This is a genomic window from Bradyrhizobium macuxiense (assembly GCF_001542415.1).
Taxonomy (GTDB): Bacteria; Pseudomonadota; Alphaproteobacteria; order Rhizobiales; family Xanthobacteraceae; genus Bradyrhizobium; species Bradyrhizobium macuxiense.
Genome location: NZ_LNCU01000072.1, coordinates 221,631 through 235,287, shown reverse-complemented (window position 1 = coordinate 235,287; position 13,657 = coordinate 221,631). Strand labels below are relative to the sequence as shown.

Here is a 13,657-nt window from a genome sequence, read left to right as displayed (position 1 = left end):
TGGCGCACGCACCCGAGCGCCTGCATGAGGAGATCACCGCCGATTACAACGGCATGATCTATGCCACGACCCCCGAGCAGATCGCCACCCGGCGCAGGGCCTTCATCCGCAAATGGCGGCTCAAACATCGCGCCGTGGCCGACAGCCTGGAGGAGGCTGGCGAGCGGCTGTTCACCTTCGCACGTTTGCCGCCGAGCCAGTGGAAGAGCGTGCGCACCACCAATGCTATTGAACGTCTGCACGAGGAGTTCAAACGCCGGATCAAGACACAGAGCGTGCTGCCATCGGCAGACACCGCCGCCATGTTGTTTTGGGCCTTGCTCGCCTCGGGCCAGATCAATCTGCGCAAAGTCGATGGCTGGCGGACGCTCGACACCAAACCCGATGATCAGCCAATTGACCTCGTCGCATGATCAGATACCTTCAATGAACCCGCAGACGCGCCACACCAATTCCAACCACTTCCAGGACGCCACCTTGCGCCGTCGGGCAACTCAGTGATTGACGTGCTGCGCCGCATATTCCCGCCAGCCCTTCGCCCGCAGCGTGCAGGCCGGGCATTCGCCGCAGCCATAGCCCCAATCGTGCAGCGCGCCGCGTTCGCCGAGATAGCAGGTGTGGGAGTGCTCCCTGATCAGGTCGACCAGCCCTGCCCCGCCGAGCTCATCTGCAAGCCGCCAGGTCGCCGCCTTGTCGAGCCACATCAGCGGCGTGTGCAGCTCGAAGTTCTTGGCCATGCCGAGGTTGAGGGCCGACTGCAACGCCTTGATGGTGTCGTTGCGGCAATCCGGGTAGCCGGAGTAATCGGTCTCGCACATGCCGCCGATGACGTGGCGGATGCCGCGGCGGTAGGCGAGCGCCGCCGCGAAGGTGAGGAACACCAGGTTGCGGCCCGGCACGAAGGTGTTGGGCAGCCCGTCCGCCCCCATTTCAATTGCGACGTCGCGGGTCAGCGCGGTATCAGAAATCTCCGACAGCGTCGGGATCGCGAGCGTATGGCTGTCGCCGAGCCTGGCGGCCCAGTCCGGCCGCAGCGCCTTGATGCCATCAAGCAGGCGATCGCGGCATTCGAGTTCGATGGCGTGGCGCTGGCCATAGGTGAAGCCGAGCATTTCGACCCGGGCAAAGCGCGACAGGGCCCAGGCGAGGCATGTGGTGGAATCCTGGCCGCCGGAAAACAGCACCAGCGCCGTGTCTGGATTGATCTGGTCGTTCATGGAACGGGCTTATAGCGTTTTCGAGCGAAGTGGGCACCGGTTCGTGTGAAGAAAACGCGTCGCCCCAGGAAAATCCAGTCCTCGGTCGCCCGGCCAATCGGTGGACAGCATCGCGATTTCGGCGCGTTTTGCTGGGATCACTGACGACGTTTTGGCATAAAGCCACTGCCCTCAAAGTCCGGTGCCCCATGACCCCTTCCCGCGACATTTCCCGCCTGATCGAGATCATGGCCGCGCTGCGCACGCCGGTGACCGGCTGCCCGTGGGACCTCGAGCAGGATTTTTCGACCATCGCCCCCTACACGATCGAGGAAGCCTATGAGGTGGCCGACGCCATCACGCGCGGTGATTTCGAGGATCTTCGCGACGAGCTCGGCGATCTCCTGCTCCAGGTCGTCTATCACGCGCAGATGGCGGAGGAGCAGCAGGCCTTCGCGTTCGGCGACGTGGTCGAGGCGATCACGAAAAAGATGATCCGCCGTCATCCGCATGTCTTTGCCGACAAGGACGGCAACATCCAGCCGGCCGGCGTCAAGAGCGCCTGGGAGCGCATCAAGGCCGAAGAGAAGGCCGAGCGCGCCGCGCGTCGGCCGCCGGACGACACCGCGCACAGCTCGTTGCTGGCGAGCGTGAAGGCCGGCCTCCCCGCGCTGACGCGCGCGATGGAATTGCAGCGCAAGGCCTCCACCGTCGGCTTCGACTGGAACGACCCGCGCGCCGTGCTCGCCAAGATCCGCGAGGAGGCCGACGAGATCGAGGCTGCGCTCGACCGCAACGACAAGGAGGAGCTTGCGGCAGAGACCGGCGATCTGATGTTCGCGCTCGTCAACCTGGCGCGCCACGTCGACGCCGATCCCGAGACGGCGCTCCGCGGCACCAACGCCAAGTTCGAACGGCGGTTCGCCTATATCGAGAAGGCCCTCGTCGCGCGCGGCCGTTCGCTCGGCGAGGCGTCATTGCAGGAAATGGACGCACTGTGGAACGAGGCGAAAAAAGCTGTCGTCCCTGCGAAAGCAGGGACCCATACCGCGTGATCCATCGGTAGGCCGACGACGTCAGTCCCGCGCGCAATTCACCGCCAAAGCGCAGTTGCGATAACTGCGATCGACCTCAACAACCACGGCCGGTGGTTATGGGCCCCTGCTTTCGCAGGGACGACTGCGAATATGTGGACGCGGCAGCGCCAAGATACGCAGATGCGCCCCCTCACCTCACAGCAGCGTGCCACGGAGAATGACGGCAGCGACGCCGAAATAGATCACGAGGCCGGTGACGTCGACCAGCGTCGCGACAAACGGAGCCGACGCGCTCGCCGGATCAAAGCCGATCCGCTTCAACACGAACGGCAGCATCGATCCCGCCAGCGATCCGAACGTGACAATGCCGATCAGGGCCATACCCACGGTCACGGCCACCAGCTCCCAATGCGGCCCATAGTCGAAGAATCCGAGCGTCTGCCACACGGTGATTCGCGCTATGCCGATCACGCCCAGGATGGCGCCAAGCGCAATACCGGTCGGCAGCTCGCGCAAGGCGACGCGCCACCAATCGCGCAGGCGCAACTCGTGCAGTGCCAGCGCACGGATCAGGAGCGATGTCGCCTGTGACCCGGAATTACCGCCCGAGCTCATGATCAGGGGTATGAACAGCGTCAGCACGATCGCCTTCTCCAACTCATTCTGGAACGTCTGCATCGCGCTGGCGGTGAGCATTTCGGAGAGGAACAGTGCGCACAGCCAACCGCCGCGCTTCTTGATCATCTCGAGAAAGCTGATCCGCAAATAGGGCTCGTCAAGCGCTTCCATGCCGCCGAACTTCTGGGCGTCCTCGGTGGATTCCTCGACGATGGTGTCGATCACGTCGTCGACCGTGACGATGCCGAGGATGTGCCCCGGACCATCGACGACCGCAACCGCCAGGAGATCGTAGCGCGAGATCAGCCGGGCCGCTTCCATACGGTCGGCTTCCGGCGAGATCATCAGCGGCCGGCGCGCAGGTGCTGCGCTCAGGACGCCGGCGTGGGGATCGGCGGAGATCAGGCGGCGCAACGAGACCGCCTGGATCAAGGTCTTCTTGATCGGATCGACCACGAAGATCGAGTAGACGGTCTCGCGGGTGCGCTCGACCATCCGGATGTGATGCAGGACCTCGGCGATGGTCCAGGTCGACGGCACGCTCACGAATTCGGTGGTCATGATGCTGCCGGCACTGCGTTCCGGATAGGCCAGCAGCGCCGAGATGGTCGCCCTGGTGTCCGGATTGAGCCGGTTCAGCAGCGTGGTTCGGAGCGGCTCGATCAGCTCCTTGAAGATGTCGGCGGCCCGGTCGTCCGAGACGCCGGACAGCAGTGCGACTGCGGTGTCGGTGGGCAACTCGGCAATGATCTCGCAGGTGTTGTCGAGCCCGGGCAAGTCCAGCACCTCGACCGCCTTCTCGGCCGGCAGCGATCGCAGCATCCTTGCGGCATCCGCCGGTTCCTGGGCATTGAGCGCCTCGACGATTTCCGGCGCCCGCTCATGGGCGAGATCCCCGTTCGGGCTGGCGCGCGTCATGCGCTCCACGGCTTCGCTGGAATTCTGCATCAATCGCCCTCGGCTTTGCGTCCAGCAGCGCAATGAACCAAGGCGATGGGAATTTCAAACAGAAAGTGCGGCAGATGGTCGCAAGCTGCGTTCCGCGGAGGCCCGAGCCCCTGCCGAACGTGCGGAGGAGCGTTACGCGCCGCTCGGCACCGCGTCGAACCGTGACATCACGATGTCGCGCTTGGTCTCGTCGACCCGCACCGTCATGTCGAAGCGTTCGCCGCGCAGCTCCTTGTTCAGCACCTCGGCGTTACGATGCAGCCAGCTGATGCCGGCACCGTCGGAGGCATCGATCGACAGGTGCAGCGTCATGCGCTTGGCCGCGAGCCGGTCCTCGATCGCGGAGAGCAGCTCGTCGATCCTCTCGCCTGAGGCGGCGGAGACCAGGAAGCACGGCCGCTCCGGCGGCCGGCGCGCAGCGATGTTGCGCAGGTTCTCTCGCTCATCGGGATCGAAACGGTCGACCTTGTTCCAGACCTCGATGATGCGCTGGCCGCCATCGGCATCGGGATCGATCCCGAGCTGACGCAGCACGGCCTCGACATCGCGCTCCTGCGCTTCGGCGTCTTCGTGGGAGATGTCACGAACGTGCAGGATGATGTCGGCCTCAAGCACTTCCTCCAGCGTGGCGCGGAATGCTGCCACGAGCTGGGTCGGCAGGTTGGAGATGAAGCCGACCGTATCCGACAGCATCGCCTTGCCGCCATGCGGCAGGTTGAGTGCGCGCAAGGTCGGGTCCAGCGTCGCGAACAGCATGTCCGCGGCCTGCACGTCTGACCGGGTCAGGCGATTGAACAGCGTCGACTTGCCGGCATTGGTGTAGCCGACCAGCGCGACCACGCGGTACGGCACGCGCTGGCGCCCGGCGCGATGCAGCCGCCGCGTCGCCTGTACCTTCTTCAATTCGCCTTCGAGCTTGGTGATGCGCTCGCTGATCAGGCGACGGTCGGCCTCGATCTGGGTTTCGCCGGGACCGCCCATGAAGCCGAACCCGCCGCGTTGGCGCTCGAGGTGGGTCCAGGACCGCACCAGACGGCTGCGCTGATAATTGAGATGCGCGAGCTCGACCTGCAGCGCGCCCTCTTTCGTCTTGGCACGGCGGCCGAAGATTTCGAGGATCAGGCCGGTGCGGTCGAGCACCTTCGTGCTCCAGGCCTTCTCCAGGTTGCGCTGCTGAATCGGCGACAGCGCGCAATCCATCACCACGAGCTCGATCGCGTTGCCGGCGATGAGACCGGTGAACTCCTCGACCTTGCCCTTGCCGAGATAGGTCGCGGGACGAATCTGGCTGATAACAGCGACGACGGACTCCACGACGGCGAGATCGATGGCGCGCGCAAGACCTGCCGCTTCCTCGATCCGCGCCTCATAGTCGCGGACAGACGCATCCGATTGCCCGTCACCGTCGCCGCGGCGCGCGCGCAGATACGGGCCGATGACGATCACCCGCCCGGTGTTGCTGTCCCCCGCCGACCCGGGCCTAGACTTGGTCCGGTCGGCGCCCCCTTCACGATTGAAGGGTTCCAATCAGTTCACTCTCAAGCCGGTGCGTCCTCACCGCCTTCGAACAACTGGATCGGAGCTCCAGGCATAATGGTCGAGATCGCGTGCTTATAGACGAGTTGCGAATGACCATCGCGCCGCAGCAGCAGGCAAAAATTGTCGAACCACGTGACAATCCCCTGCAGCTTCACTCCGTTGACCAGAAATATCGTCAGTGGCGTTTTGGTTTTACGAACGTGATTAAGGAAGGTGTCTTGTAGATTTTGTGCGCGGTCTGCCGCCATTTGTTTTTATCCCGCAAGCTTGTGCTTCTTTTTTATTGAACCGGTTGTTGCTCTCTGACGGAGCCTCCCCGGCTGCTCACCCGTCCTGAGATCCCCCTCCGGCAGGCATAGCGGTACGATTAGAGGCTACGCGCGCTTTTTAGGCAAGCCGGTTCGCGCGTCACTCCGTAGGAACACGGTGGCAATTCTAAGAAAGCCCGTGAAAAGAGACAAATATTCTCAAGTAGGTGGATAAGTCGCACCAAGACACGCTCGGCGAGCTATCCGATTTAAGCCCCGCGACAACCGTCCCAAGCCCTGCAAAGCCACTTGATAACCAGCCCTTACACCGACCGCGCCCGGCGATCGTCCAGCGGATTCGGTCTGTAACCTGGCGGTCAGCCGACCCCCAGCGCCTTCAGCTTGCGATGCAGCGCCGACCGCTCCATGCCGACGAACTCCGCGGTGCGCGAGATGTTGCCGGAAAAACGGCTGATCTGGGCGATCAGGTAGTCCCGCTCGAACACCTCCCGCGCCTCCCGCAACGGCAGGCCCATGATGTGCTCACCATTGTTGGAGTTCGGCATCGCCGGCACCATCGAGCCGACGTCCTGCGGCAGCATGTCGGCGGTGATGATCGCCTCCGGTCCACCGCCGGCGAGAATCATCACGCGCTCCACGTTGTTGCGGAGCTGGCGGACGTTGCCTGGCCAGACATGCGATTGCAGCACCGCCATCGCGTCCTGCCCGATCTGCCGCTTCGGCAGGCCTGTCGTGGCCGAGATCTGGTCCATGAAGTAGTCGATCAATTCGGGAATGTCCTCGCGCCGCTCGGACAGCGGCGGAACGCGTATCGGCACCACGGACAGGCGGTGATAGAGATCCTCGCGGAAGCGGCCGGCCGCGATCTCCTCCTCCAGATTGCGTGCGGTGGACGAGATGATGCGGACGTCGACATGGACCTTGGCAGTGCCGCCCTGGCGCTGGAAGGTCTGGTCGACCAGCACGCGCAGGATCTTGTTCTGGGTCTCGCGCGGCATGTCGGCGATCTCGTCGATGAACAGCGTGCCGCCATGCGCCTCTTCGAGCGCGCCGGCCTTGCGCTGCTGTTCGCCGTTCGATCCCTCGACGCCGAACAGCTCGACCTCCATCCGCTCAGGCGTGATCGCGGCGGCATTGATGACCACGAACGGCCCCTCGGCGCGCCCCGATGCGTTGTGCAGCGTGCGGGCGGCGAGCTCCTTGCCTGCGCCCGCAGGTCCGACGATCAGGATGCGGCTGTTGGCCTTGGCGGCGCGATCAATGGTCTGGCGGAGCTGGTTCATGCATGCCGAGCGGCCGGTGAGAACGCTCGCTGCCGGAGCCAGTTGCTTCAATTCCTTCACCTCGCGCCTCAGCCGCGAGGTCTCCAGCGCCCGGGTCGCCACCAGGATCAGCCGGTCCGACTTGAAGGGCTTCTCGATGAAGTCATAGGCGCCGCGCTTGATCGCGGCCACGGCGGTTTCGATGTTGCCGTGGCCGGAGATCATCACCACCGGCAGATCGGCATTGTCCTTCTTGATCTGCTCGAGCAGCTGCAGGCCGTCGAGCTTGGAGCCCTGCAGCCAGATGTCGAGAAAGACCAGATGCGGCCGGCGGTTGGTGATCTCGGTCAGTGCCGAGTCGCTGTCACGCGCGGTGCGGGTGGAAAATCCCTCGTCGTCCAGGATGCCCGCAACAAGGTCGCGAATATCAGCCTCGTCATCGACAATCAGAATGTCGCTAGCCATGAGATACACCTGTCTTGTCAGTCGCCCGTCGCGGCTTTGATTTTTGGTTCATTGTTGGTCGCTTCTGCCGGGGCGCTGGTCGCCTCCTCCGGCGGATTTTTTTCAAGTTTCTGTCCGGCCGATTCCGGTTTTACATCCGGGCCTTGCTCCCTGATTTCGGGCTTGGCCGCCTGGCCCGATACGGCAAAGCGCAGGCGCATCCAGGCCCCCCGCTGGCCCTCGCGGAAGTCCGATGCATCCTTGAGCTCGATACGGCCGCCATGGTCTTCCAGGACACGGCCCACGATCGCGAGCCCGAGGCCGGTGCCCTTTGCCCGCGTCGTGACATAGGGCTCCAGCAGCCGGGCGCGAGCGACCTTGGGCAGCCCGATGCCGTTGTCGACGACGTCGATGATGATGTCCTCGTTCTCGCGCTGCGCGACGACGTCGATCCGGCCCTTGCCGAGCTCCTCGGGCGGGACCTGCTCGATTGCTTCGGTTGCGTTCTTGATGATGTTGGTCAACGCCTGCGAGATCAGCCGGCGATCGAACTGCGCAGGCAGCGGCGACTGCTTGATGTCGGCCTCGATGTCGAGGTCGGGATGAGCGACCTTCATCAGGAACACCGCCTGGCGCACCACGTCGGCGACGTCCTCGCCCTCCATCACCGGCTTCGGCATCCGCGCGAATCGCGAGAACTCGTCGACCATGCGCCTGATGTCGTCGACCTGGCGCACGATGGTGTCGGTGCACTGCTCGAAGATCGACTTGTCTTTCTCTTCGGTGATGGTCTTGCCGAATTTCCGGCGGATGCGCTCGGCGGAGAGCTGGATCGGGGTCAGCGGATTCTTGATCTCGTGGGCGATGCGCCGGGCGACGTCGCCCCAGGCGGAGGTGCGCTGCGCCGACACCAGCTCGGTGATGTCGTCGAGCGTGATGATGTAGCTGTCGCGCGAGTGGCTGGTCATCTCGGCCGAGATCCGCACCGAAAGATTGCGCTCGTGGCCGTCGCGATTGATCGTGATCTGGCCCTGCACCAGGCGCTGGGTGCCCTCCCGCGCGGTCTTCATCATCTCGTCGAGCTCGGGCAGCACGTCCGACAGCGGATGATCCAGCGTCTCGGATTCGGCGTGCCCGATCAGCTTCTCGGCCGAGCGGTTGAGGATGCCGACGCTACCGGACGCGTCGACGCCGATGATACCGGCGCTCGCCGAGGACAGCACCGCCTCGATGAAGCGGCGGCGGCTGTCGATCAGCTCGCTCGCGCTGACCAGCTCGTCACGCTGGGTGCGCAGCTCCTGCGTCATCTTGTTGAAGGTCTGTCCAAGCTGGGCGAGATCGCCCTCGGATTTGACCACCGGGACCTGCACATGCAGATCGCCCGTCGAAACCTGGTTTGCCGCACTCATGATGTTGCGGATCGGCTCGACCAGCCAGTTGGCGAAATTAAGTCCGATCAGGACCGAGGCCATCAGAATAGTCAGCGCAATCACGGCGAACATCAGCGCGAACGTCACCTGGATACCAAGCCGGCGCGACTCGGTCTGGGCATATTCGGCGACACTCGCCTGCGTCTGCTTCAGCTGGCTGATGACGCGCGGATCGAGCAGCCGCGCGACATAGAGGAAGGTGTCGGTAAAACCCCGCAGGCGAACTACGGCTGCGACGTAGTTCTCCTCCGGGAAGACCGATATCTCCGGCTTGCTGTCGGTGACGCTGTCGAGCAGATCCTTCGGCGGGGTCACGAAGGATTTCGTGATCCCGGTCTCGGCCTTCGCCAGTTCGTTGCCGTCCTTGTCGAGCAGCATCGCCCCGGTCAGGTTGCGGGCCGCCGCGCCCACCGTGAGGAATTGCTGGAAGGTCTGCCGGTCCTGGTCATAGAGCGGCCGCGCGCTGGACAGATCGTTGGCCATCGACAGGATGTCGCCATTGATCAGCTGGGCGTGCTCGTAGGTGTAGGCGCGGGCGACGCTGAGCGAGTTCTGGATCGCTTCCCGGGTCGGCCCCGAAAACAGCCGGTCGAGGCCGCGGTCCAGGGTCACGTTGGCGATGATGGCGACCAGCACCGCCGGCAGCACCGCGATGACCGAGAACAGGCTGACGATCTGGACATGCAGCCGTGCCGCCGCCCGGCCCCGTCGGCGGGCCTGGAACACCTTCCAGACCTCCGGGACGATGATTCCGACCAGGAGCAGGATGATGGCGGTATTGATCAGCAGGAATGAGTAGACGACGTGCTTGGTTGGCTGGATCGGGGTCAGCCCGCTCAGCACCACGAAGGTCAGGGACGCCGACAGCAATGCCGTGACCGCCGCAAATGGCGCAAGCCATCTCCGCAGGGGAAAGCCCTTCTGCTCTGGGCGTGACGTGTCTAGCGTTGAAGCCGTGGTCTCTGCGCTGGTCATACCGGCAATTGAAGTGACTGCTTGCGCCCGCGGGAATTGCGAACTGATGCAATCATATCACAATGTTGCCGAATTGCGACATTTCCGCGGCGTTAATTGAATGTTGATCAGGGTCCACAAGCGGCACCGACGCCGTAGGCGATACCGGCAGGCGAGAGCCGCCCACCAAGCCGGGGCGCCGGCCCGGAAAATCTCCGGTTTTGGTTCCTTCCGGGTTTCCCGTGACCGCGGAGGCCTAGCCTCCGCTGCGATAGACCTGGATATCCAGGTCGCGGATCTTCTTCCGCAGCGTATTGCGGTTCAGCCCGAGCAGGTCGGCAGCCCGGATCTGGTTGCCGCGGGTGGCCGCCAACGCTGCCGTCAGCAACGGCACCTCGATCTCCTTGAGAATGCGGTGATAGAGGCCCGGCGGCGGTACCCCGTTCGGGAAACCGGAGAAGTGCGAAGACAGGTACGCCTCGACCGCCCCGCCGAGATTATCGACACCGACGGTCGCATTGCCGCCCGAGGCAACGGCGGGCGGTGCAAGCTCGCCGTCGATGACGGACGAGGTGATGACGTCCTGCGGATAGAGGGCGGCCAGCCGACGGGCGAGGTTTTCGAGCTCGCGGACGTTGCCCGGCCAGCGGTGCTGCTTGAGCCGCTCCAGCGCCTGGGCGTCGAGCTTCTTGGGCGGGAGCCCGTCCTTTTCGGCGAGCGAGAAGAAGTGCCTGATGAGATCGGGCAGGTCCTCGATGCGCTCGCGCAGCGGCGGCAGCCGCAGCGGCACGACATTGAGGCGGAAGAACAGGTCCTCCCGGAACAGGCCCTGCTGGATCAGGATACGCAGATCCTTGTTCGAGGCGGCGACGATACGCACGTCGGTCTTGATCGGGGTCCTGCCGCCGACCGTGGTGTATTCGCCCTGCTGCAGCACGCGCAGCAGGCGGGTCTGGGCCTCCATCGGCATGTCGCCGATTTCGTCGAGGAACAGGGTGCCGCCCTCGGCCTGCTCGAAGCGGCCGGAAGCGCGGGTGTTGGCACCGGTGAATGCACCGCGTTCATGGCCGAACAATTCGGATTCGATCAGGTCGCGCGGGATCGCCGCCATGTTGACCGCAACGAACGGCCCGTTGCGGCGACGGCCGTAGTCGTGCAGCGCCCGGGCAACCAGCTCCTTGCCGGTGCCTGACTCGCCGGAAATCATCACCGTGAGGTCGGTCTGCATCAGCCGCGCCAGCACGCGGTAGATCTCCTGCATCGCCGGCGAACGGCCGACCAGCGGGATCGAATCGAACTCGGAATCGTCGGCGGCGCTCGACACCCGTTCCTTCGGCTCGGCGAGCGCGCGGCCGACGATCGTGATGAGCTCCTTCAGATCGAACGGCTTCGGCAGGTACTCGTAGGCCCCGCGTTCCGAGGCGCGGATCGCGGTCATGAAGGTGTTCTGCGCGCTCATCACGATGACCGGCAGGTTCGGCCGCATCTTCTTGATCCGCGGCAGCAGATCGAACGCGTTCTCGTCGGGCATCACCACGTCGGTGATGACAAGATCGCCCTCGCCCTGGCTGACCCAGCGCCACAGCGTGGCGGCGTTGCCGGTGAGGCGTACCTCATAACCGGCGCGTGACAGCGCCTGGTTCAGGACGGTCCGGATTGCGGTGTCGTCGTCAGCGACAAGTATGCTACCTGCGGGCATTGCTGTTCCTCATCGTATATCCTGAGAGGCAGGCGACGGCGTACCCGGAACGTCATCGCGGTTGCTTTGGTCGTGTTGTTTGGCGGCGCTGTACATCGGCATCAGCACACGGAACGTGGTTTTTCGCGGCTGCGACTCGCATTCGATGATGCCGCCGTGATCACCGATGATCTTGGCGACCAGCGCGAGGCCCAGCCCGCTCCCGGTCTGCTTTGTGGTGACGAAGGGATCGAACAGGTTCGGCAGCAGGTCTTCCGGCACGCCGCTTCCGTTGTCCTTGACGCAGAATTCGAGCGGCAGCGAGACCCGCGATTTCTTGCCCGGCACCGATAGCCGTACGCCTGGACGGAACGCCGTGGTGAGCTGGATCTCCGCATCGCTTCCGAGATCGGCGACCGCTTCGGCCGCGTTCTTCACCAGATTGAGGAACACCTGGATCAGTTGATCCTGATTGGCCAGCACCGGCGGCAGCGACGGATCATAGTCCTCGATGAAGCGGACATTGCGGGCAAAGCCCGATTGCGCCAGCCGCTTGACGTGGTCGAGCACGGAATGGATGTTGACCGGGCCTCGCGCCACCGGCCGGTCGTCGCCGAACACTTCCATGCGATCGACCAGCGTGACGATCCGGTCGGCCTCGTCGCAGATCAACCGCGTCAGCAGCCGGTCCTCGGAGGATGCCTGCTGCTCCAGCAGTTGCGCGGCGCCGCGAATGCCCGACAGCGGGTTCTTGATCTCATGCGCGAGCATCGCGGCCAGCGCGATCACCGAGCGCGCCGCGCTCCGATGGGTGAGCTGACGATCCATCTTGTCGGCAATGGTGCGCTCCTGCAGCATCACCACGATGTGGCCGGGCCGTTCGGTCAACGGTGCGACGTGCAGGTCGACCTGGCGATCACCGCCGATGCGCGGCGTGCCCAGATCGACCTTGTATTCGTTCACCGGCGAACCACTCGTCCGCACCTGCTCGATCAGCGCGAGCAGCGGGCTGCCGAATGGCACCAGCTCCTTCAACGACTGCCGGCGCAAGAACTGCGTCGATATCTCAAAGAAGGATTCGGCGGCGATATTGGCGTCGACAATCCGTCCGTCCGGCGCCACCAGCAGCACCGGATTGGGCAGTGCGTTCAGGATCGCCTCGCCATCGGTGGGCACGGGCCGGCGCTGTTCCATGGCTGACGTCATGCGGCAGCACTCCAGGCAAAATCGTCATAGGCATCTTCGAGCGACCGATGCACGCTGGACGGTTCGTCTGAGGTCAGGATCCTTTGCCGCCATGCTTTCAGCGTCGCGGCCGGCGCGCGGCTGCAGGCTGCCGCCGTCTCGAGCGCCCAGCCGAGATGCTTGCGGGCATGCTTCAACCCGATGCGCATGCCGTAATGGCTGCAGACCTCGTCATAGAGCGCGCGGACATGCGCGAGCTGCTCGGCGAGCGATGGCACAGCCTCGGCGACGCCGGTTTCCAGCCGGCGGCCGATCTGGCCCGGCAGCCAGGGCTGGCCCTGCGCACCGCGGCCGATCATGACCGCATCGGCACCCGACATGTCGAGCGCAGCGGTGGCCTTGTCGAACGAGGTGATGTCGCCGTTGACCACCAGCGGGATCGTGACGGCGTCCTTTACGGCGCGCACGGCGCTCCAGTCAGCCTCGCCCTTGTAGAACTGGCAACGGGTACGGCCATGCACGGTAATCAGCTGAACGCCGGCGGCCTCCGCACGGCGCGCCAGTTCCGGCGCATTGAGCGAGCGATCGTCCCAGCCGAGCCGCATCTTGAGCGTCACCGGGACCTTGACCGCTGCGATCGTCGCCTCGATCAGCGTGACCGCGTGATCGAGATCGCGCATCAGCGCCGAGCCGGACTGGCCGCCGGTCACGTGCCGGGCCGGGCAGCCCATGTTGATGTCGATAATGTCGGCGCCGGCAGCCTCGGCGATACGGGCGCCCTCCGCCATCCAGCGGGTCTCGCAGCCCGCGAGCTGTACGACATGCGGGCCGATCCCGGCTGCCTCGCAGCGCAGCTTGGACATCGGCTTGCCGTTCACAAGATCGTCGCTCGCGGTCATCTCGGAGACCACCAATCCGGCACCGAGCGTGGCCGCGAGTCGCCGGAAGGGCGCGTCGGTGATGCCGGACATGGGCGCGAGGAGAACCCGGTTGGCGACAGCAATGTCGCCTATCTTCAACGGGTTACGAGGGACACTTTGCACGCCGGTCACGGTCGTCTCGTCGTTTCGTCGACCACGCCATTGCAGCCGATATCG

General features: G+C 64.6%; 11 protein-coding genes. 2 read left to right on the top strand and 9 right to left on the bottom strand.

All coding sequences use genetic code 11. From position 1 onward, the window contains the following. The coding region (locus AS156_RS21305; RefSeq protein WP_201456007.1) for a transposase at positions 1–413 on the top strand (413 nt) is incomplete at its 5' end. An 81-nt stretch (positions 414–494) separates the two neighbouring features. Here the strand turns inward: AS156_RS21305 and queC are convergent. Next, the gene (gene queC / locus AS156_RS21300; RefSeq protein ID WP_066508306.1) at positions 495–1,217 is read right to left on the bottom strand and encodes a 7-cyano-7-deazaguanine synthase QueC; all 723 of its coding nucleotides are present in this window, start codon (positions 1,215–1,217) and stop codon (positions 495–497) included. A gap of 188 nt (positions 1,218–1,405) precedes the next feature. Here queC and mazG point away from each other — a divergent pair, with 188 nt between their 5' ends. Then, positions 1,406–2,251 carry a nucleoside triphosphate pyrophosphohydrolase gene (mazG, locus tag AS156_RS21295; RefSeq protein WP_066508301.1) on the top strand — a complete coding sequence of 282 codons (846 nt, stop codon included), beginning with the start codon at positions 1,406–1,408 and terminating at the stop codon, positions 2,249–2,251. Positions 2,252–2,428: 177 nt separating this feature from the next. Here mazG and mgtE read toward each other — a convergent pair whose 3' ends face one another. From mgtE to dusB, 8 genes are all read right to left on the bottom strand, one after another. After that, complete coding sequence (mgtE, locus tag AS156_RS21290; protein ID WP_066508300.1) at positions 2,429–3,799, bottom strand: magnesium transporter; 1,371 nt, start codon at positions 3,797–3,799, stop codon at positions 2,429–2,431. Positions 3,800–3,931: 132 nt separating this feature from the next. Then, entirely contained in the window at positions 3,932–5,326 is a 1,395-nt protein-coding gene (gene hflX / locus AS156_RS21285) for a GTPase HflX (protein ID WP_066508299.1), read from the bottom strand. Positions 5,327–5,337: 11 nt separating this feature from the next. After that, the gene (gene hfq, locus AS156_RS21280; RefSeq protein WP_006020546.1) at positions 5,338–5,586 is read right to left on the bottom strand and encodes an RNA chaperone Hfq; all 249 of its coding nucleotides are present in this window, start codon (positions 5,584–5,586) and stop codon (positions 5,338–5,340) included. A gap of 377 nt (positions 5,587–5,963) precedes the next feature. Beyond that, complete coding sequence (ntrX, locus tag AS156_RS21275) at positions 5,964–7,334, bottom strand: nitrogen assimilation response regulator NtrX (RefSeq protein ID WP_066508364.1); 1,371 nt, start codon at positions 7,332–7,334, stop codon at positions 5,964–5,966. Positions 7,335–7,351: 17 nt separating this feature from the next. Next, entirely contained in the window at positions 7,352–9,718 is a 2,367-nt protein-coding gene (locus AS156_RS21270; RefSeq protein ID WP_066508298.1) for a sensor histidine kinase NtrY-like, read from the bottom strand. A 235-nt stretch (positions 9,719–9,953) separates the two neighbouring features. Then, a complete protein-coding gene (gene ntrC / locus AS156_RS21265) occupies positions 9,954–11,396 on the bottom strand; it encodes a nitrogen regulation protein NR(I) (RefSeq protein ID WP_066508297.1) in 1,443 nt (480 codons plus the stop codon). Positions 11,397–11,405: 9 nt separating this feature from the next. Continuing rightward, positions 11,406–12,581, bottom strand: a complete 1,176-nt coding sequence (locus AS156_RS21260) for a two-component system sensor histidine kinase NtrB (RefSeq protein ID WP_066508292.1) — start codon at positions 12,579–12,581, stop codon at positions 11,406–11,408. Next, positions 12,578–13,579, bottom strand: coding sequence for a tRNA dihydrouridine synthase DusB (gene dusB, locus AS156_RS21255; protein WP_082747667.1), 1,002 nt, complete (start codon positions 13,577–13,579; stop codon positions 12,578–12,580). The genes AS156_RS21260 and dusB overlap by 4 nt, the downstream gene beginning before the upstream one ends. Positions 13,580–13,657: the final 78 nt, after the last annotated feature.

Bases quoted from the DNA above. Each gene is read 5' to 3' on its own strand.
- queC (WP_066508306.1), bottom strand. From the start codon at position 1,217: ATGAACGACCAGATCAATCCAGACACGGCGCTGGTGCTGTTTTCCGGC.
- mazG (WP_066508301.1), top strand. From the start codon at position 1,406: ATGACCCCTTCCCGCGACATTTCCCGCCTGATCGAGATCATGGCCGCG.
- mgtE (WP_066508300.1), bottom strand. From the start codon at position 3,799: ATGCAGAATTCCAGCGAAGCCGTGGAGCGCATGACGCGCGCCAGCCCG.
- hfq (WP_006020546.1), bottom strand. From the start codon at position 5,586: ATGGCGGCAGACCGCGCACAAAATCTACAAGACACCTTCCTTAATCAC.
- ntrX (WP_066508364.1), bottom strand. From the start codon at position 7,334: ATGGCTAGCGACATTCTGATTGTCGATGACGAGGCTGATATTCGCGAC.
- AS156_RS21270 (WP_066508298.1), bottom strand. From the start codon at position 9,718: ATGACCAGCGCAGAGACCACGGCTTCAACGCTAGACACGTCACGCCCA.
- ntrC (WP_066508297.1), bottom strand. From the start codon at position 11,396: ATGCCCGCAGGTAGCATACTTGTCGCTGACGACGACACCGCAATCCGG.
- AS156_RS21260 (WP_066508292.1), bottom strand. From the start codon at position 12,581: ATGACGTCAGCCATGGAACAGCGCCGGCCCGTGCCCACCGATGGCGAG.